Source organism: Acinetobacter sp. Ac_5812 (genome assembly GCF_013072695.1).
GTDB lineage: Bacteria > Pseudomonadota > Gammaproteobacteria > Pseudomonadales > Moraxellaceae > Acinetobacter.
This window is the reverse complement of record NZ_LXUK01000009.1, coordinates 148,743-167,679: the sequence shown is the minus strand read 5'-3', so window position 1 is coordinate 167,679 and position 18,937 is coordinate 148,743. Positions and strand designations below refer to the sequence as shown.

General features: G+C 43.4%; 14 protein-coding genes. 8 read left to right on the top strand and 6 right to left on the bottom strand.

Going from position 1 to position 18,937, the window contains the following annotated elements; all coding sequences use genetic code 11:
• Positions 1 to 187: 187 nt before the first annotated feature.
• From A7P55_RS08405 to A7P55_RS08395, 3 genes are all read right to left on the bottom strand, one after another.
• Positions 188 to 1,471, bottom strand: a complete 1,284-nt coding sequence (locus A7P55_RS08405; protein ID WP_004804751.1) for a ribonucleotide-diphosphate reductase subunit beta — start codon at positions 1,469 to 1,471, stop codon at positions 188 to 190.
• 142 nt (positions 1,472 to 1,613) lie between these two features.
• Positions 1,614 to 1,745, bottom strand: coding sequence for a hypothetical protein (locus tag A7P55_RS08400; protein ID WP_004655460.1), 132 nt, complete (start codon positions 1,743 to 1,745; stop codon positions 1,614 to 1,616).
• Positions 1,746 to 1,838: 93 nt separating this feature from the next.
• Positions 1,839 to 4,682, bottom strand: coding sequence for a ribonucleoside-diphosphate reductase subunit alpha (locus tag A7P55_RS08395; RefSeq protein ID WP_171551788.1), 2,844 nt, complete (start codon positions 4,680 to 4,682; stop codon positions 1,839 to 1,841).
• A 544-nt stretch (positions 4,683 to 5,226) separates the two neighbouring features.
• Here A7P55_RS08395 and bfmR point away from each other — a divergent pair.
• A complete protein-coding gene (gene bfmR / locus A7P55_RS08390) occupies positions 5,227 to 5,943 on the top strand; it encodes a response regulator transcription factor BfmR (RefSeq protein ID WP_004655457.1) in 717 nt (238 codons plus the stop codon).
• Between the two features lie 109 nt (positions 5,944 to 6,052).
• Positions 6,053 to 7,693, top strand: coding sequence for a sensor histidine kinase BfmS (bfmS, locus tag A7P55_RS08385; protein ID WP_216078000.1), 1,641 nt, complete (start codon positions 6,053 to 6,055; stop codon positions 7,691 to 7,693).
• 94 nt (positions 7,694 to 7,787) lie between these two features.
• On the opposite strand, the gene A7P55_RS08380 is transcribed toward bfmS, so the two are convergent.
• From A7P55_RS08380 to A7P55_RS08370, 3 genes are all read right to left on the bottom strand, one after another.
• Positions 7,788 to 8,489, bottom strand: coding sequence for a glutathione S-transferase (locus tag A7P55_RS08380; RefSeq protein WP_171551787.1), 702 nt, complete (start codon positions 8,487 to 8,489; stop codon positions 7,788 to 7,790).
• A 237-nt stretch (positions 8,490 to 8,726) separates the two neighbouring features.
• Entirely contained in the window at positions 8,727 to 9,083 is a 357-nt protein-coding gene (locus tag A7P55_RS08375) for a hypothetical protein (protein WP_216077999.1), read from the bottom strand.
• Between the two features lie 92 nt (positions 9,084 to 9,175).
• Positions 9,176 to 10,594 carry a GGDEF domain-containing protein gene (locus A7P55_RS08370; RefSeq protein ID WP_171551786.1) on the bottom strand — a complete coding sequence of 473 codons (1,419 nt, stop codon included), beginning with the start codon at positions 10,592 to 10,594 and terminating at the stop codon, positions 9,176 to 9,178.
• Positions 10,595 to 11,285: 691 nt separating this feature from the next.
• Between A7P55_RS08370 and ndhC the strand changes: the two genes are divergently transcribed.
• The 6 genes from ndhC to nuoG all read left to right on the top strand — a co-directional run bounded on the left by ndhC (position 11,286) and on the right by nuoG (position 18,937).
• Positions 11,286 to 11,837, top strand: a complete 552-nt coding sequence (gene ndhC / locus A7P55_RS08365; protein WP_004804766.1) for an NADH-quinone oxidoreductase subunit A — start codon at positions 11,286 to 11,288, stop codon at positions 11,835 to 11,837.
• A gap of 6 nt (positions 11,838 to 11,843) precedes the next feature.
• Positions 11,844 to 12,521, top strand: a complete 678-nt coding sequence (locus A7P55_RS08360) for an NADH-quinone oxidoreductase subunit B (protein WP_004655450.1) — start codon at positions 11,844 to 11,846, stop codon at positions 12,519 to 12,521.
• 88 nt (positions 12,522 to 12,609) lie between these two features.
• The gene (nuoC, locus tag A7P55_RS08355; protein WP_005292013.1) at positions 12,610 to 14,397 is read left to right on the top strand and encodes an NADH-quinone oxidoreductase subunit C/D; all 1,788 of its coding nucleotides are present in this window, start codon (positions 12,610 to 12,612) and stop codon (positions 14,395 to 14,397) included.
• A 12-nt stretch (positions 14,398 to 14,409) separates the two neighbouring features.
• A complete protein-coding gene (nuoE, locus tag A7P55_RS08350) occupies positions 14,410 to 14,919 on the top strand; it encodes an NADH-quinone oxidoreductase subunit NuoE (protein ID WP_171551785.1) in 510 nt (169 codons plus the stop codon).
• Positions 14,916 to 16,241, top strand: coding sequence for an NADH-quinone oxidoreductase subunit NuoF (gene nuoF / locus A7P55_RS08345; protein WP_171551784.1), 1,326 nt, complete (start codon positions 14,916 to 14,918; stop codon positions 16,239 to 16,241). Before nuoE ends, nuoF begins: the two co-directional genes overlap by 4 nt.
• 11 nt (positions 16,242 to 16,252) lie before the next feature.
• The gene (nuoG, locus tag A7P55_RS08340) at positions 16,253 to 18,937 is read left to right on the top strand and encodes an NADH-quinone oxidoreductase subunit NuoG (RefSeq protein ID WP_171551783.1); all 2,685 of its coding nucleotides are present in this window, start codon (positions 16,253 to 16,255) and stop codon (positions 18,935 to 18,937) included.

The window sequence follows — 18,937 nt, the reverse complement described above, 5'->3', positions numbered from 1 at the left end:
TTAAATTAATATTTTGAGTAGGGTTGATTCTATTTTTATTGGGTTAATTTTGAGATGTAAAATATCTTTTTGATTAGCCATTTAAAATGTAGAAAACGACTTTAAGGCTCAAAGCTAGATTAAAAAGATGATATAAAAAGGGCTGCCATTGGTAGCCCTTTTTTAACTGCGTATTTATTCTATTGACTTACCAGCTTAACGCACCACCAGTTTGGTAGTCTGTTACACGCGTTTCAAAGAAGTTCTTCTCTTTACGCAAGTCCATCATCTCAGACATCCACGCAAACGGGTTAGTTACACCAGCAAACTGCTCAGGTAAACCAAGTTGCGCTAAACGACGGTTACAGATGAACTTCAAGTATTCTTCCATCATGCTTGCATTCATACCCAATACACCACGTGGCATCGTGTCACGCGCATATTCGATTTCAAGCATGGTGCCTTCAAGAATCATTTGAATCACTTCTTCTTGGAACTCAGCCGTCCACAAGTGCGGGTTCTCGATCTTGATCTGGTTGATCATGTCGATACCGAAGTTCAAGTGCATAGACTCATCACGCAAGATGTACTGGAACTGTTCAGCAACACCGTTCATCTTGTTACGACGACCCATACTCAAGATTTGAGTAAAGCCACAGTAGAAGAAGATCCCTTCAAGTACGCAATAGAACGCGATCAAGTTACGCAATAAACGTTGGTCGTTTTCAGGCGTACCAGTGTTGAACGTTGGATCACTTAAAGATTGAGTGTATTTCAAGCCCCACGATGCTTTACGTGCAACACTTGGAATCTCGCGGTACATGTTGAAGACTTCGCCTTCGTCCATACCCAAAGATTCGATACAGTATTGATAAGCATGGGTGTGAATCGCTTCTTCAAACGCTTGACGCAAGATGTACTGACGGCATTCAGGGTTGGTAATGTGACGGTAGATCGCCAACACCAAGTTGTTTGCAACCAATGAGTCTGCAGTCGAGAAGAAACCTAAAGAACGCATGATGATGGTACGCTCATCTTCAGTTAAGCCATTTTCAGACTTCCAAAGCGCGATATCATGGTTCATGTTGACTTCTTGCGGCATCCAGTGGTTTGCACACCCGTCAAGATACTTCTGCCAAGCCCACTCGTATTTAAACGGAACAAGCTGGTTTAAGTCTGCACGACAGTTGATCATGGCTTTATCATCAACCTGCACACGCTGTGCACCCATCTCAAGCTCTTCCAAGCCAGGTGCAGCATCTAAATGTTCTAAGGCAGCAGATGCTCGTGCCAACGAATCGGTTGGATTTGTTGATCGCACGGTACTGGTTCCAGCGGGTTGTGCAGCAGCCACGCGCGGCGATGATTGCTCTGAATCAGATACCACTTGCGTATTAACCGTTTTTTGCGTGTCGATGGGCGCAGACTTGTGTTCAGGTGCAGTCGGTTTTTGCGAATCATCTTCAAAATCGTCCCAACTAAGGATAGACATATCAATTCTCTCTTCGTTGCTTTATATCTTTTATTTAGACATCTCAAGCAAGGAGATGTCCTACTATACGCTCAATTTGTGTAAGCAAAATTAAGTTTTATTGATTGAGTTTTTAAAAGTGACCAATGGACACTGACAATCCCTAAGACTTATTTTGATTACGCTGTTGTCTACGTATTTTAAAAAACGCGTAAACGAGGGGGATATAAAACACTAGAAAGGCACAAATCAGAACAATCACACCAAATTGATAATTATGACTGAGATGGAACATGATCGATGCCTCTATAGAAACCTCTCTTGCGACGCTTTAGTCGCTCATCACCTCTCCTAAAAGGAGAGGGAATTTATGCAGAGAGGAATAAAATTACTGACAAGCTTCGCAGTCTGGGTTGTCAATTGAACACGCCAATGGCACTGGTGCTGCTGTCGTGAAACCATCTTCTTCAACCGCAGTTTCAGGTTTCTTCTCAGCCACAACTGCTGCTGGTGCTGCCGCAACCACAGGCGCTTCAACCGATGCTGGTTTAACTGCATTCAGTGCACCAGTATTGATGGTTGATTTCTCAGCCGATGTTGCACCTAAAGCTCGGAGGTAATAGGTGGTTTTAAGACCACGTAACCATGCCATTTTATAGGTGATGTCAAGTTTCTTGCCGTTCGCGCCAGCGATGTAAAGGTTCAATGACTGTGCTTGGTCGATCCACTTTTGACGACGTGACGCAGCATCTACGATCCAGCGAGTATCCACTTCAAATGCAGTCGCGAAGATTGCTTTTAATTCTTCAGGAATACGCGCAATCTTTTGCACTGAACCTTCGAAGTGTTTCAGGTCATTGACCATGACGGTATCCCAAAGACCACGTTCTTTTAATGCACGAACAAGGTAAGGGTTGATCACGGTGAACTCACCAGAAAGGTTCGATTTCACATACAAGTTCTGGAAAGTTGGTTCAATCGATTGAGACACGCCACAAATGTTAGAGATGGTTGCAGTCGGTGCAATCGCCATCACATTTGAGTTACGCATACCGTCTTTTTGAACTTTGGCACGTAAAGTGTCCCAGTCTAAACGTTGCGTACGATCCACTTCGAACATACGCTCTGGACGAGATTTTGCAACGATTTCTAAAGAGTCGATTGGCAGAATCCCTTGATCCCACAATGAACCTTTGAATGTTGAGTAAGCACCACGTTCAAGCGCAAGGTTACTTGATGTTTCGATCGCGTAGTAGCTGATCACTTCCATCGATTCATCAGCGAAATCAACTGCTTCATCTGAGCCATAAGCAAGATTCATTTCATACAATGCATCTTGGAAGCCCATGATACCCATACCTACAGGGCGGTGTTTCAAGTTTGAGGTTTTCGCTTGTGGCACCGCATAGTAGTTAATGTCGATTACGTTATCGAGCATACGCACGGCAGTTTTCACTGTACGCGCAAGCTTTTCACGATCTAATACGCCACCTTGAACGTGTTGTACAAGGTTGATCGAACCTAAGTTACAGACCGCGATTTCATCTTGGTTGGTGTTTAAGGTGATTTCTGTACACAAGTTAGATGAGTGAACCACGCCAACATGTTGTTGTGGTGAACGTAAGTTACATACGTCTTTGAATGTGATCCATGGGTGACCAGTTTCGAATAACATCGAAAGCATTTTGCGCCATAAATCTTTCGCACGTACTTTCTTGTGTAGCATGTTTTCTTGTTTTGCGACTGCTTCGTAGTGTGCATAACGCTCAGCGAATTCTGCGCCTGTTAAATCATGCAGGTCTGGTGTTTCAGACGGTGTGAACAATGTCCATTCAGCATCTTCAAATACACGTTGCATGAACAAGTCAGGAACCCAGTTCGCTGTGTTCATGTCGTGGGTACGACGACGGTCATCACCGGTGTTTTTACGTAGCTCTAGGAACTCTTCAACATCCAAGTGCCAAGTTTCGAGGTATGCACAAACTGCACCTTTACGCTTACCACCTTGGTTCACAGCAACGGCTGTATCGTTCGCAACTTTAAGGAACGGAACCACACCTTGAGATTTACCGTTGGTGCCTTTGATATAAGAGTTCAATGCACGTACAGGTGTCCAGTCATTACCTAAACCACCCGCCCATTTTGACAGCATGGCGTTATCACGCATTGCACCATAAATGTCATACAGGTCATCACCAATCGTGGTTAAGTAACAGCTCGATAATTGCGGACGCAATGTACCTGAGTTAAATAGCGTTGGTGTAGACGCCATGTAGTCGAAGCTAGACAATAAGTCATAGAACTCGATTGCACGGTCTTCTCTATTTTCTTCATTGAGCGAAAGACCCATCGACACACGCATAAAGAATAATTGTGGTAATTCAAAACGCACGCCATTTGAATGGATGAAGTAACGGTCAAATAAAGTTTGTAGACCTAAATAGGTGAATTGGTTTGAGCGTTCTGGTTTGATCGCAGCAGCCAATTTTGCAAGGTCAAAATCAAGCAAGTCTTTAGACAGAAGATCAAGCTCAATACCTTTCTTCAAGAAGGTTTCTAAAGCATCACCTTCTAAGGTGTCTGTCGGTAGACCGAGGAACTCTAAACCTGTGCTGACCAATTCGCTACTGAGTAAACGCGCAGTCACATAAGTATAGTTTGGCTCTTGTTCGATACGGGTACGCGTTGCCATCATCATGGTGGTCGCGATATCGCTTTCTTTTACGCCGTTATATAAGTTCTTTACGGTTTCATCAAGAATGGCTTGAACATCAATCCCTTCTAGACCTTCACTTGCAGTTTCAATGGTTGCAGTAAGCGCATCCAAATCCAATGGTTGGAGCTGACCATTGGCATCTGTAATTTGAAGGGTAGGGTGATGGTTCGCACCAGTTTGCTGACGAGCACTTGCGCGTTGGTCACGATAAATGACGTAGGCACGTGCAACTTTTTGCTCGCCTGTACGCATCAATGCCAATTCAACTTGGTCTTGAATTTCTTCGATATGAATCGTGCCACCAGACGGTAAACGACGATTGAAGGTGTTCATTACCATTTCAGTCAGTTGAGTGATACGGTCATGGATACGACTTGAGTCCGTACCTTGTTGACCTTCAACAGCTAAAAATGCTTTCCCAATCGCAACAGAAATTTTCTCGGCATTAAATGTCGCAATCTCACCGGTGCGCTTAATGACCTGAAGTTGGCCAGGAGTAGAAGTGATGATGCTCATGTCAGCATAGCTCCATTATCATCTATTTTTATGTTCATGGACCGTTTGAATCGAGCAAAAAGTATGCCACGATGTTTGAGGGATAAACACAATACTTAGTGGTTAAAGTTTATTTTCAACACAAGATACGGGATTTTTTGCAGTAGATCAATCCTTGACTTTTTACTAATTTTTTTTTCATGTGTTAACTGCTGAAATCACAGTCACATAGCATATCAAAGCCGTTAAAAAAGGCTTATAGATAACTCTGTGGATAACTCAAAAAACAGACACTTAAATTGTTTTGGGCGAATAAAGAAACAAATTGTTTAACATTGGCACAAAATCTATACTAAATATTCATCCTGTCGGAAAAAGCATAGAGAGCTGAAAAATATATTAAAATTCATAATTTTAATAAAAATATAACAAAAGGGGTTAGGCGTGTATCAGTTTGGTGAACGCCTACTTGTTTACAATGTAAACGTGTGTATATTGCAAAACATAAACCAATGTATCTGTCAGATTTCATAGGCAGATTCACTCAGATTTTAGGGGCAAACAAATGAGCCAAGAAGAAAAGTTACCGAAGATTTTGATCGTAGAAGATGACGAACGCTTAGCACGCTTAACACAAGAGTATTTGATTCGTAACGGTTTAGAAGTTGGAGTCGAAACAGATGGTAATCGTGCAATTCGTCGCATTATCAGCGAGCAACCAGATTTAGTGGTTCTTGATGTGATGTTACCGGGTGCAGATGGTTTAACCGTTTGTCGTGAAGTACGTCCACATTACCACCAACCGATTCTGATGCTGACTGCACGTACAGAAGATATGGATCAGGTTCTTGGCTTAGAAATGGGTGCAGACGATTATGTTGCAAAACCTGTTCAGCCACGTGTGTTATTAGCACGTATCCGTGCTTTATTACGTCGTACGGATAAGACAGTTGAAGACGAAGTTGCTCAACGTATCGAGTTTGATGATCTTGTGATTGATAACGGTGGTCGTTCAGTAACGTTAAATGGTGAGTTGGTTGACTTCACCAGTGCTGAATATGACTTGTTATGGTTGTTGGCATCAAATGCGGGTCGTATCCTGTCTCGTGAAGATATCTTTGAACGTCTTCGTGGTATTGAATACGATGGCCAAGACCGTTCGATCGATGTACGTATTTCACGTATCCGTCCAAAAATCGGTGATGATCCAGAAAATCCAAAACGTATTAAAACTGTACGTAGTAAAGGTTATTTATTCGTTAAAGAAACCAACGGAATTTAAACACCGCAAAAGCCTCCTCCATATAGGGGGCTTTTCCCTTTTGATCGAGGGGCCTTGTGCAGCGTGGCTGCTCAGGGGAGGTGTTCACTAGCTTGGAATTATTTACCCTATGGTAAGTCGAGTACTTAAAAACAGCATATTTTTGCGTATCTATGCTGGTTTGGTGGTTTTGGTCGTTGTGGTTGCCGCATTTTGTTATTTGCTGGTGCAGATCATTAACTATCAACGGGCGCAAGAATATCGTGAATCTCTTACTGATGGTATTTCCTATGTCATTAGTGAAGGGGTGTCTCGTCAACCAGAAAAGCAACAAAAGTTAGATTGGATTTCCGATGCTTCTGATTTGCTGGAGCTACCGATCTACTATGTGGATGCGGAACGGGTAGAACTATCGCGTACCGAGAAAAAGCGTATTGCTGAGCAAAAGTCAGTGGTGCGTTACGATGCCAATAATGGCGTTGGCTATATCATTATCGGTCTAAAAGACGATCCTAAGCATTACCTTTATATTAAAGTCGATAAAATTGGCGAACGCCAAATGAGAGCGCTACCGATTTTTGTACTGGATTATTTGATTTTTTATCCAGGGCAGGAGCGTGAGTATTTAGAGAAAATTAAAAAGCATTTTTATTATCCAATTGGAATTGCAGATATTAAAGATATAAATCTGGATTCAGAGCAGATTGGTCGTTTGCGCCAAGATCAAAGTGTGTTGCTGTATAAAGACAGTGCAACTGTGCGTGGCACCACCATTTCGATTGTTTCTCCAATGCCAAACCATCCTGCACAAGTGCTGATTTTAGGGCCTGTTCCAATGTTTAATTGGATGCCGTTCCAGCTTTCAGCAGGGATCACCTTATTCAGCTTGTTCTTATTAAGTTTGGGTGTTTATGGCCTGATTTTACCGCTTGAGCGTAAAATTCGTCAGGTACGTTATGCCTTGAATAAGATGAAGTCGGGTGATTTGTCCTTACGTGTACCAATTGAAGGTACTGACGAAATGGCAAATTTGGCATCCAGTTATAACAATATGTCAGATCATATTCAGCGTTTGATTGAAGCGCAGCGTGAATTGATGCGTGCGGTGTCGCATGAACTCAGAACACCTGTGGCACGGATTCGTTTTGGTATGGAGATGCTGGCTGAGGAAGATGATTATAATTATCGTATTCAGCAAGTGGACATGATTGATAAAGATATTGAAGCACTCAATACCTTGATTGATGAGATTATGACCTATGCCAAATTGGAGCAGGGCACGCCATCTCTCGATTTCGAAGACATTGTACTGGTTGAAGTATTGGATCAAGTCGCAATGGAAACGGAAGCATTGAAGACGCAAAAAGAAATTGAACTGATTGCACCGCCTTTAGCATTAAAAGTCGATGCAGAACGTCGTTATCTACACCGCGTGGTGCAAAATCTGGTCGGTAATGCAGTACGTTACTGTGATAATAAAGTACGCATTAGTGGTGGGATTCGTGATGATGGGAATGCTTATGTCTGCGTCGAAGATGACGGACCGGGGATTCCTGAACAAGAGCGCAGTCGTATTTTTGAGGCCTTCGCCCGTTTAGATGACAGCAGGACCCGTGCTTCAGGGGGTTACGGTCTGGGTCTGTCAATTGTCAGCCGTATTGCCTACTGGTTTGGTGGTACGATTCAAGTCGATCAAAGTCCAAACTTGGGTGGTGCACGCTTTATCATGACCTGGCCTGCAAAGCGATATAAACAAGTGATTAAAAAATAAGTAGTGAAAAAGGGATGATAAATATCATTCCTTTTTTATTTATTGATCGATTCTTAAATAAAGTGTTGTAAACAGAAGAGTTTGATAGGGGCAATTATGCCCATGTTTTAGACCAGTAAACTTGATGTTCAGTACGATTCCAGTGGCCTTTGAGTTGTGCCGTCTGAAAAGAATTTAATCTCTGGATACGTTGCATATAGTTTGTTGTGGCAGAGAATCGTGTACTGTCTGGAATTAACGCGAGCAAGGCGTCTAATAAAAAGACCATCATGATATCGGCAGCAGAGAAATTTTCCCCTGCAAACCATGCATGTGTTGCAAGATGCTGTTCTATGAATGCCATTTGCTGATAAAGGGTCGGATTAAGAAACTGTCGATCAAAGGATCGCTTTATTATTTTGATTAAAGGTCGTGCAAAAAAAGGTGACCGATCTACCATTCGAGAAAAAATCTGCTTGAGTGCTAAATTCGGCATGAGTGTTGCGTCTGCAAAATTTTTCCAATAAAAATATTGCTCTTTATTTGCTGAATTTGTTGGTTGGAGCTGATGAGGCAACCCATTCGCTAGCAGACGATCTAATATGGCGGAGGTCTCTGCTAAAACGTGGGGGGGGCTATGCATGTCATCCACCAAAATTGGAACTTTACCTAAAGGGTGAATGTCTTTAAGCCACTCAGGTGCCTCGCCGTTGCGGGTACGCTCACAAAAAATAAGCTCATAGTCGAGTTGTAAGGCTTCAAGTAGCCACACGACACGCTGCGAGCGAGAGTTGCTTAGATGGTAGAGTTTTAACATGGATTTTAATCGGTTCTAGTTAATCGTGTCCGCCTGCTGGGGAGTGGGGTTCTGGTGTCTAGTATAATTTTTGGCACAAATGTCGGTGTCTATTGCATTCATTGCCGCGACTAGATCCTGTTTGTTATTGGATTATTTGCAAGAAAAAAGCAGCATGGTTGCTGCTTTTTATAAATATAATGAAAAAGAATCATAATCTAAAGTGTTGGGCACCGATTGCGATGACCTAAATGATTTTTACTCATGAAGAGAGGGGTCGGGTTCAATCAGTGGTTTACCTGAGCGAAGGCTCTGCAATGCATCTGCATTGAAGTCAATCAGTAGTGCATTGTTCTTAATATCGATTTTATAACCTTTGATCAGGGGGTGATCTCCATTTAAGGTTTCGACTTTATAGCCATCGGCAATATTGAGAATACTTTCTAAATTGGTGGTTGTGGCGGCAAAATCCTCTCTAAATACTTCGTAAATGTCTCTTAAATCAAAAATCGCATTATCAGCATCTGGATGTTTTCGAACATAACTTTCTATATGGCGCATCAGAAGTTGTGAAAAAAAGAAATAATCCGAAGCGTGAGTGTATTCTAGATGCATATTTTTCTCCTTTTGTTCTCATTCTAGAATACTCATCTATTTGCGCTGCTGTGTATAAAGATAATTAAAGTATTTAGCTGAATTGCAACATATTATGTCGAAATGACAACTTGGTTTCGGCCCTGTCGTTTGGCTTGATACAGCGCATCGTCGGCCTGCTTAAATAATTGCTCAATGGCGTGTTGATTTTCAGGTGTACAGATACAAATGCCAATGCTGATTTGAATGAAGAAACGTTGCTGTTGTTCATGTTCAATTGGCGTTTGGCTGATCTGTAGGCGGATTTTTTCGGCGCAGAGATAAGCCGCATCTGCATCAGTGTCGGTCATAAAAATCGCGAATTCTTCACCGCCTAAGCGACCGAGCAAGTCTTGAGGGCTAAGTAGGCGCTGAATAGTGTGGACGCAGCTTTGCAAGGCACGATCACCCATCTGGTGCCCATAGTTATCATTCACCTGTTTAAAATGATCAATGTCGAGCATCAGAAAGGCCGTACTTTGACCAGCCTGTGTTGCTTGCTGCTGGAACAGTTGCACCGATTGCAGAAATTGGCGGCGGGTTAGGCTGGAGGTGAGTTCATCATGGGCAATAGTATGCTGCAATTCTTGGATTAGCTTGGATCGCACCATATTGATGCTGGACACGGTGAGTGGGGCAATGGTCATCATAATCAGTCCAAGGCGGATTGAGATGGCATTATTTAAAAATTGCTGGGGGTAAAGTAATAGGTAGTTCTGCGAGACGTGATAGATCACAAAGGCGCAACTGATCGAAGTAATAATTGCCACTGAAAAATGACGATAGCTCAATGCACACCAGATCAGTGCTGCAATTGGATAAAGTAGGGAGCCGGGTCCTGCATCGTAGTAGCCAATTGCAATGGAGAAAATAACCGCAAATAGCGGTAAGCTTTCTTGTACCGTTTGCGTCTTAAACTCTTTCAGTTGCTGTTTAAATTCACTCCAAAGCGGAGCACTAATGATTGCCGGCAGCAGTAATAATGCGTTTTGAATTTCCGCAGTAAACCAATAACCAAAATCAGTCCAGAATGAGCCGAGCGCGAATTTGGTGTTGAGTAAAGGTAGGGTCAGCGCTGCAAATGAAGAGCTGGCCAAAGCGCCGATACAGCAGAAACTGAATAGAAAGAGATAAAAATAACCGTGATGCAGTGAGCGGATAAAGGCATTAAATTTGATATACAGGGTCAGTGTGGTGATGACATAGAGCAAATTGGCAGAGTTCAAGCAGATATTGAGCAAGAGAGGAGTGCCTTGCAAGGCATCAGCAAGTAGATAACCCACGATTGCCCCGATAAAGCTGATCGGGTGCCGAGTTTGTGGAAAGCGAATCAGTAAACCCAGTAACACCGAGTTTGCAGGCCAAAAAGAGGCAAGAAAGGTCAGGTGTCTGGTTGCGATACCGAGTAGGCAGCACAATAGAATGACCCCACTAAAAAGTAGAAATAATTGTAAAAGTGAGCGTGGTTTTAATGCTGCATAGGCTTGGGGCATGCTGGCGCGGTTCTATGGGGAGACAATGTCGCGCTATTATATAGGGTCTGTTGAGATTTCACAGATGCTTGCGACAGAGGATGTTTTTTCGGCGGTACAAGGCGGGTTTTGCGAAACCTAGTTATTCTAAGTAATGAGTAGCGGCAAAAAATGTCCCTATCCTTGCACTGCAATTAAAGCTTTGCTCTTGCTCAGGTTATGGCTAAAACCTCCATAAATTACGTTATGAAGGGGATCACCATTGCCTGCATTTCATGCTTTGTTTATTTACGGAGCTTTAATCGCTCCTCATTTAGCCGATAACGCAATGCATGGCTGAAATGTCAACAGCACCTAACTTTTGTTTAAATTTTCAGCATAAATTTGTATCAATGCAATGATTTAGTTCGTGCTGCAATATATTGGGGCGAGCCACTCAAAATTTAGTTTTTTTTCATGATGTAGAAAAAGAAAAAAATGATCAATATAGTCTTCTTGATTAGATAATTCGATTTTTAGGGGTGAATTAACCATGATCTTGGATATATCGGTAAATTTAAGGACAAAATCATCCGAAAGACTAAAGCGCTTCAACTAGCATGAGAAATTAGAAATCAGGTACAATTGGCGGGATTAATTTTGTGTTTGGTGTATTTGAAGGCCAATACATACATTCTTTGTTAAAAATAGGCCTGCCAGGAGTTATCCCCGCATGAGTGCCATTACTCCATACGAATGGGCAATAATTGCCTTCGTGATCGGCGTTACATTTCTTTGCGTTTTTATGCTCACTGTTCCCTTACTCCTAGGGGGTAAAGCATGGGGACGTGCAAAGCAAGAGCAGTTTGAATCAGGTGTAGTTGGTGCGGGCGGTGCTCGTATCCGCTTGTCAGCCAAGTTCTATTTAGTTGCAATCTTCTTTGTGGTTTTCGATTTAGAAGCCCTCTATCTCTACGCTTGGGCAACTTCAGTCCGTGAAGTTGGTTGGGTTGGCTTTGCAACGGCTGCAGTCTTTATTTTAGTTTTATTGATCGGTTTAATTTATGAACTTTCTACAGGCGCGCTGAACTGGGCACCTTCGGATCGTCGTAAAGCGGCTGGGATTAAAACCAAAATCGGTTCGCCAAATATGAACATTGCTGACATTACGCGATTCAATAATATTGAAGAGTTAGTTGTCGATCCTACTGGTCATATTCCAGCACAGTCTTCAGGTCGTGTTAAATCTAAAACACCGACTACATCATTACTTAAAAAGGAGTAAGTCGGGATGAAATATACTTTAACCCGTGCGAATCCGGATGCCGATCAATATCCATTACAAGATCGTCAAATCGTAACTGATCCACTTGAGGAAGAAGTTAATAAAAGCGTGATGATGACGCGTCTTGAAGATGTGTTGCATACAGCGGTGAACTGGGGGCGTAAAAACTCTTTGTGGCCTTTTAACTTTGGTACTTCATGCTGCTACGTTGAATATGCAACCACTTTAACAGGTGTACATGACTTGTCCCGTTTTGGTGCTGAGGTTATTCGTGCTTCACCACGTCAAGCGGATTTGATGATTGTTGCAGGGACCTGCTTTGTCAAAATGGCACCTGTAATTCAACGTTTGTATGAACAAATGCTTGAGCCTAAATGGGTGATCTCAATGGGTGCATGTGCGAACTCTGGTGGTATGTACGACATCTATTCTGTGGTTCAAGGTGTCGATAAAATTATTCCTGTTGATGTGTACATCCCAGGTTGCCCGCCTCGTCCAGAAGCATTGATTCAAGCATTGATGTTACTTCAAGACCAAATTCAACTAGAGCGCCGTCCACTTTCAGCGGTTATTGGTGATGATCTTCAGCCTGTGTATAAGCCAAAGATGATGCCAGAACGTGACCGTAAAAATGCTGAACGTATTGCGGTGAAAAACTTACGCTCTATGGATGATATTAAATAATTTTCTCGATGAGTTTTTGACATGTCCCGTGATGGGTATGGTCATCGGAAAAATTGCCAGAATTTGTATTAAATAGGAAGCCAAGCCAATGGCTGAAACTGACATTGCTATGCCAGAATCAACACCAGTTGATTCCCGCCCTGCATTTGCAATCGTAGAAGAGCTCAAAACCAAATTTGGTGAGAACTTCTACGTGCAGACGACTTTTGAAGAGTTTCCAACAGTCTGGGTTGAGCGCGCACGCGTGCAAGAAGTCCTCATGTTCCTCCGTAAAGTGGAACGTCCTTATGTGATGTTGTTTGACTTGTCAGCGGTAGATGAGCGTTTACGTGTTCACCGTGATGGTTTACCAGCATCAGACTTTACTGTGTTCTATCACTTGTTATCGCTTGAGCGTAATAGTGATATTCGTATTAAAGTTGCCTTGAATGAAAATGACTTAAGCCTTCCAACCGCAACCAATATTTGGCCAAATGCCAACTGGTACGAGCGTGAAGCTTACGATATGTTCGGTATCGATTTCGCAGGGCATCCAATGCTCCGTCGTATCTTGTTGCCAACCTATTGGGAAGGCCACCCATTACGTAAAGAATATTCAGCGCGTGCGACAGAATATACGCCGTATATGCAAGACCAAGCAAAGCAAGATTTCGAACAAGAACACTTACGCTTTGTACCAGAAGACTGGGGTCTAAAACGCGGTAATGACGACGAAGACTTCATGTTCCTGAACTTGGGTCCTAACCATCCATCTGCGCACGGTGCTTTCCGTGTGGTGTTACAGTTGGACGGTGAAGAAGTGAAAGACTGTGTACCTGATATCGGTTATCACCACCGTGGTGTGGAAAAGATGGCTGAACGTCAAACATGGCATTCATTTATTCCTTATACCGATCGTGTTGACTACTTGGGTGGTTGTGCGCAAAACATGCCATACGTGATGGCAGTTGAGCAGCTTGCTGGTATTAAAGTACCTGAGCGTGCGCAAGTCATTCGTGTGATGTTGAACGAATTGTTCCGTATCAATAACCACTTGTTGTTCTGTGGTACAGCGATTCAGGATGCGGGCGGTATGACTCCTGTATTCTATATGTTCGCAGACCGTCAAAAAGTTTATGACATCGTTGAAGCGATTACCGGTTACCGTATGCACCCAGCATGGTTCCGTATCGGCGGTACGGCACATGACCTTCCAAATAACTGGCAAAAGCTGGTGAAAGAGTTGTTGGAATGGATGCCGAAACGTTTGAACGAGTACTACACTGCGGCGCTTAAAAACTCAGTATTTATTGGTCGTACCCGCAATGTTGCGCAATACGATGCTAAATCTGCGTTGGCTTGGGGTGTAACGGGGACTGGTCTACGTGCGACGGGGATTGATTTCGACGTTCGTAAATATCGTCCATACAGTGGTTATGAAAACTTCGACTTTGATATTCCAGTGGAATATGAAGGCGATGCATATGCACGTGTCTTGGTTCACTTCCGTGAAATTACTGAGTCGTTGAAAATCATTCAACAGTGCTTGGACAACATGCCATCTGGTCCATATAAAGCAGATCATCCATTGGCTGTTCCACCACCGAAAGATAAGACATTACAAGATATTGAAACCTTGATTACGCACTTCTTGAGCGTATCTTGGGGTCCAGTAATGCCTGCTGGTGAGTCATCATTTATGACGGAAGTGGTGAAAGGCGCGAGTACTTATTATTTGACTTCAGACAAGTCAACCATGAGTTATCGTACCCGTATTCGTACACCGACATTCACTCACTTACAGCAAATGCCTTCAGTGATTAACGGCAGTTTGGTTTCTGACTTGATCATTTATTTGGCGACCATTGACGTGGTTATGGCTGACGTGGATCGCTAGGGGTAAACGATTATGATGATTTTGACTGATAAAAAACCTCGTGTGAATGTTGAAGGGATTTTGACTGCTGAAGAAATCCATGAAATTGAACATCACATTGGTCACTATCCGTACCCACGCGCAGCATCACTTGATGCGTTGAAGTGTGTACAAGGCCGTAATGGCTGGGTTGATGATGCACAAATGAATGCGATTGCACAGTTGTTGAGTATGAGTGTGGCGGATCTGGAAGGTGTTGCAACTTTCTATAACCGTATCTACCGTCAACCGGTTGGTCGCCATGTGATTTTATTGTGTGACTCAATTGCATGCTTCTTGATGGGTGCAGAAACTTTGGCAGAAGCGTTCCAGCGCGAGTTGGGTATCCAGTATGGACAAACCACAGCAGATGGTCGTTTTACCTTGCTCCCAATTTGCTGTTTAGGCAACTGTGATAAAGGTCCAACTTTAATGATTGATGAAGATACGCACGGCCTCGTGGACGTGTCATCAGTTAAACAGTTATTGGAGAAGTATGTATGAATACTGAACCAAAACCAATTTATGGCGACGGTAACCCAGAAACGCATCCATTGACTTGGCGTTTGAGCAAACAAGAGTTTGTTCGTGCTGCCGATGAATACGAAGCATTAGAAGGTTATGCTGGCTTTAAAAAAGCCTTGAGCATGCCACCAAAAGATGTGCTTGAAGTCATTAAAGCTGCGACAGTCAAAGGTCGTGGTGGTGCAGGTTTCCCAGCGGGAATTAAATGGTCATTGATGGCGCCAAATGATGGTGGCCCACGCTATTTGATCTGTAATGCCGATGAAATGGAACCAGGTACCTTTAAAGACCGTTTGTTGATGGAAAAACTTCCTCATCAATTGATCGAAGGCATGCTGATTGCAGGTTATACCTTAGAAGCAACTCAAGGTTATATCTTCATTCGTGGTGAATATGTCGAAGCAGCTCAATACTTAAATGAAGCATTAGAGCAAATCCGTGCCAAAGGTTACTTGGGTGACAACATCCTTGGAACAGGCTGGAACTTTGATATGCATGTTCACACCGGCGCAGGTCGTTATATCTGTGGTGAAGAAACTGCATTGATCAACTCGCTTGAAGGTCGCCGCGCCAATCCGCGTACCAAACCGCCATTCCCGCAAGTTGCAGGGGCATGGGGTCGTCCAACGATTGTCAACAACGTTGAGACCTATAACAACTTGCCAGCGATTATGCTGCGTGGTCCTGAGTGGTACATCAATCTTTCTGCGGGTAAGTCGAAAGACCCAGGCACCAAGATCTATGGTGCATCAGGCAAAGTTAAATTCCCTGGTCTTTGGGAACTTCCATTCGGTACAACCGCGCGTGAAGTGATTGAAGATCATGCCGGTGGTATGCGTGATGGTCTCACTTTGAAAGCATGGTTACCAGGTGGTGCTTCGACTGACTTTTTAGCAGCTGAGCACATTGATCTTCCAATGGATTCTGAAACAATCATGAAAGCGGGTTCACGTTTAGGAACCTGTTTGTTGATGGTGGTGGATGAAACTCAATGTATGGTTTCTGCTACACGTAATTTAGAAGAATTCTTTGCACGTGAATCATGTGGTTTCTGTACACCATGCCGTGATGGTTTACCTTGGGCAGTTAAAGCGCTTAAAGCACTGGAAGCAGGCGAAGGTAAGAAAGAAGATATCGATCACTTACAAGAACTTACTCGTAAATTGTGGATTGGTAAAACTTTCTGTGCTCACGCACCAGGTGCGATGGAGCCGCTTATGGGCGCACTTAAATATTTCCGTGGCGAGTTTGAAGCAAAGGTTAAAACCCATGCTCCTGCTCTAGACGTAGAACAAGCTTAAGGAATTCGACTATGGCTACAATTCATGTCGATGGAAAATCGTATGAAGTCAACGGCACTGAAAACTTGCTACAAGCATGTTTAAGCCTTGGCATCGACATCCCGTATTTTTGTTGGCACCCATCCTTAGGTTCTGTTGGTTCTTGTCGTCAATGTGCGGTAACTCAGTACGCAAATCCTGAGGACACACGTGGACGCTTGGTAATGTCATGTATGACACCTGCTGCCGACAATACCTATATTTCGATTGAAGACAAAGAAGCAACGGATTTCCGTGCGTCGATTGTTGAATTCTTAATGACCAACCACCCGCACGACTGTCCAGTCTGTGAAGAAGGTGGTCACTGTCATTTACAAGATATGACCGTCATGACGCAACATGACCGTCGTCGCTATCGCTTTACCAAACGTACGCATCACAACCAAGAGTTGGGTTCGTTTATTGCGCATGAGATGAACCGTTGTATCGCATGTTATCGTTGTGTGCGTTACTACAAAGATTATGCGGGCGGTACGGACTTTGGTGTCTATGCCAATGCTTCACGTGTTTACTTCGGTCGTCCTGAATCAGGAACTTTAGAGTCTGAATTCTCTGGTAACTTGACTGAAGTCTGTCCAACGGGTGTATTTACTGATAAGACACATTCGGCACGTTATAACCGTAAATGGGACATGCAGTATGCGCCAAGCGTATGTCATGGCTGTTCTTCAGGTTGTAACATTTCTCCGGGTGAACGCTATGGCGAAATCCGTCGTGTTGAAAACCGTTTCAATGGTTCAGTCAACCAATACTTCCTTTGTGACAAAGGTCGTTTTGGTACGGGTTATGTGAATCGTGAAGATCGTCCACGTCAACCGCAGTTCCGCAATGGTGAAACTGTTGCGACTGTGAGTGTTGATCAGGCACTTGATCAAGTGATTACTCAACTTCAAGGCAAGAAAGTGTTAGGTATTGGTTCACCACGCGCAAGCTTGGAATCAAACTACGCACTACGTGAATTGGTTGGACAAGACAACTACTCAACAGGGATGTCTCAAAAAGATCAAAACTTGGTTGAGTTAGCTGCGTCAATCATGCAAACACAGGGTATCTATAACCCGAACATGCGTGAAATTGAAAGCTATGATGCGGTGTTGATCTTGGGTGAAGACTTAACTCAAACTGCGCCACGTATGGCTTTATCTGTTCGCCAAGCTGCGAAAAATAAAGCCAAAGAAATGGCTGCTGCAACACGTACACCAGACTGGCTGGCTGAACCGGTTCAACGTATCGGTCAAGATGCAAAATCACCAATCTATATCCTTGCTGCAACACAAACGCGTTTAGCGGATGTTGCGACAGGTGAAGTGGTTGCATCGCCAAATGATATCGCACGTTTAGGTTTCGCAGTTGCTGCTGCCGTTAAAGGCGAAGTATTGACGGGTCTGGCTGATGATGCCAAAGCATTTGCGCAAACCATTGCAGATACTTTGAAAGCGGCGAAAAAACCATTGATTATCTCTGGTACGAGCTTACAAGATCCTGCCATCATGGAAGCTGCAGCTCAAGTTGCACAAAACTTAGGTGAACATGCAGGTTTGTCATTGACTGTTCCTGAAGTGAACTCAATGGGCTTGGCACTGTTTGGTGGCTTAAGCTTAGAACAAGCATTTGCACAAGATTATGATGCAGTGGTTGTGATTGAAAATGACTTAACTCGTCGTTTACCCGTGGCTCAAGTAAAAGCTGCATTTGACAAGGCTGAGACTGTGATCGTACTCGATCATAGTGAAACTGAAACCTTGAAACTTGCAGATATCGTACTTTCGGCTGCAAGCTTTGCTGAAGGTGACGGTACTGTCGTAAGCCAAGAAGGCCGTGCACAACGTTTCTATCAAGTGTATGACCCAAGCTACTACAAACCTGAATATGCGATTAAAGAATCTTGGCGCTGGTTACATGCTATTGAGACGGGTCTGAAAGGCAAAGCAGTCGATTGGACATTGCTTGATGATGTAATTGATGACATCGTGAAGAATGTTCCTGTACTTGCTGCAATTGAAGACGTTGCACCAGATGCTGGCTATCGTATCCACGGTTTGAAAATTGCACGTGAACCACGTCGTTACTCAGGTCGTACTGCAATACGTGCACCGTTATCGATTCATGAACCGAAACAACCGACGGATATCGACTCTGCATTAACGTTCTCTATGGAAGGTTATGTAGGGAATCAAACAGCATCTTCATTGGTACCTTTCGCATGGTCTGCGGGTTGGAACTCACCACAAGCTTGGAACAAATACCAAGATGAAGTGGGTGGTCACTTAAAAGGTGGTGATTCGGGTGTACGTTTATTCGATCGTTTAGCAAAACGTCCTGCACGTAGCTATGTTGCACCTTCAGCTGTTGTTGTGAATCCTGAAAGCTTCCGCCTTGTGCCAATGCACCATATTTTTGGTTCTGGCGAATTCACCATTAAAACACCTGCGATGGAATCTCGTATTCCTGAAGCAATGTTTGCTGTGGGTGAGCAAGATGCGACACGCTTAAATGTTCAAGATGGTCAACGTATTACAGTAAAAGCAGGTGAAACGAGTATTAGCTTACCAGTACAAGTGATCGAATATTTACCAACAGGTTATATTGGTTACCCAATTGGTTTAGCACCAACTGTTTCATTGGCAGAGCCTGTTTCTGTGGCGGTAGGAGTGTAA

Bases quoted from the DNA above. Each gene is read 5' to 3' on its own strand.
- nuoC (WP_005292013.1), top strand. From the start codon at position 12,610: ATGGCTGAAACTGACATTGCTATGCCAGAATCAACACCAGTTGATTCC.
- A7P55_RS08370 (WP_171551786.1), bottom strand. From the start codon at position 10,594: ATGCCCCAAGCCTATGCAGCATTAAAACCACGCTCACTTTTACAATTA.
- bfmS (WP_216078000.1), top strand. From the start codon at position 6,053: ATGGTAAGTCGAGTACTTAAAAACAGCATATTTTTGCGTATCTATGCT.
- nuoE (WP_171551785.1), top strand. From the start codon at position 14,410: ATGATGATTTTGACTGATAAAAAACCTCGTGTGAATGTTGAAGGGATT.
- A7P55_RS08360 (WP_004655450.1), top strand. From the start codon at position 11,844: ATGAAATATACTTTAACCCGTGCGAATCCGGATGCCGATCAATATCCA.
- A7P55_RS08405 (WP_004804751.1), bottom strand. From the start codon at position 1,471: ATGTCTATCCTTAGTTGGGACGATTTTGAAGATGATTCGCAAAAACCG.
- nuoF (WP_171551784.1), top strand. From the start codon at position 14,916: ATGAATACTGAACCAAAACCAATTTATGGCGACGGTAACCCAGAAACG.
- A7P55_RS08395 (WP_171551788.1), bottom strand. From the start codon at position 4,682: ATGAGCATCATCACTTCTACTCCTGGCCAACTTCAGGTCATTAAGCGC.
- nuoG (WP_171551783.1), top strand. From the start codon at position 16,253: ATGGCTACAATTCATGTCGATGGAAAATCGTATGAAGTCAACGGCACT.
- bfmR (WP_004655457.1), top strand. From the start codon at position 5,227: ATGAGCCAAGAAGAAAAGTTACCGAAGATTTTGATCGTAGAAGATGAC.
- ndhC (WP_004804766.1), top strand. From the start codon at position 11,286: ATGAGTGCCATTACTCCATACGAATGGGCAATAATTGCCTTCGTGATC.
- A7P55_RS08400 (WP_004655460.1), bottom strand. From the start codon at position 1,745: ATGTTCCATCTCAGTCATAATTATCAATTTGGTGTGATTGTTCTGATT.
- A7P55_RS08375 (WP_216077999.1), bottom strand. From the start codon at position 9,083: ATGCATCTAGAATACACTCACGCTTCGGATTATTTCTTTTTTTCACAA.
- A7P55_RS08380 (WP_171551787.1), bottom strand. From the start codon at position 8,489: ATGTTAAAACTCTACCATCTAAGCAACTCTCGCTCGCAGCGTGTCGTG.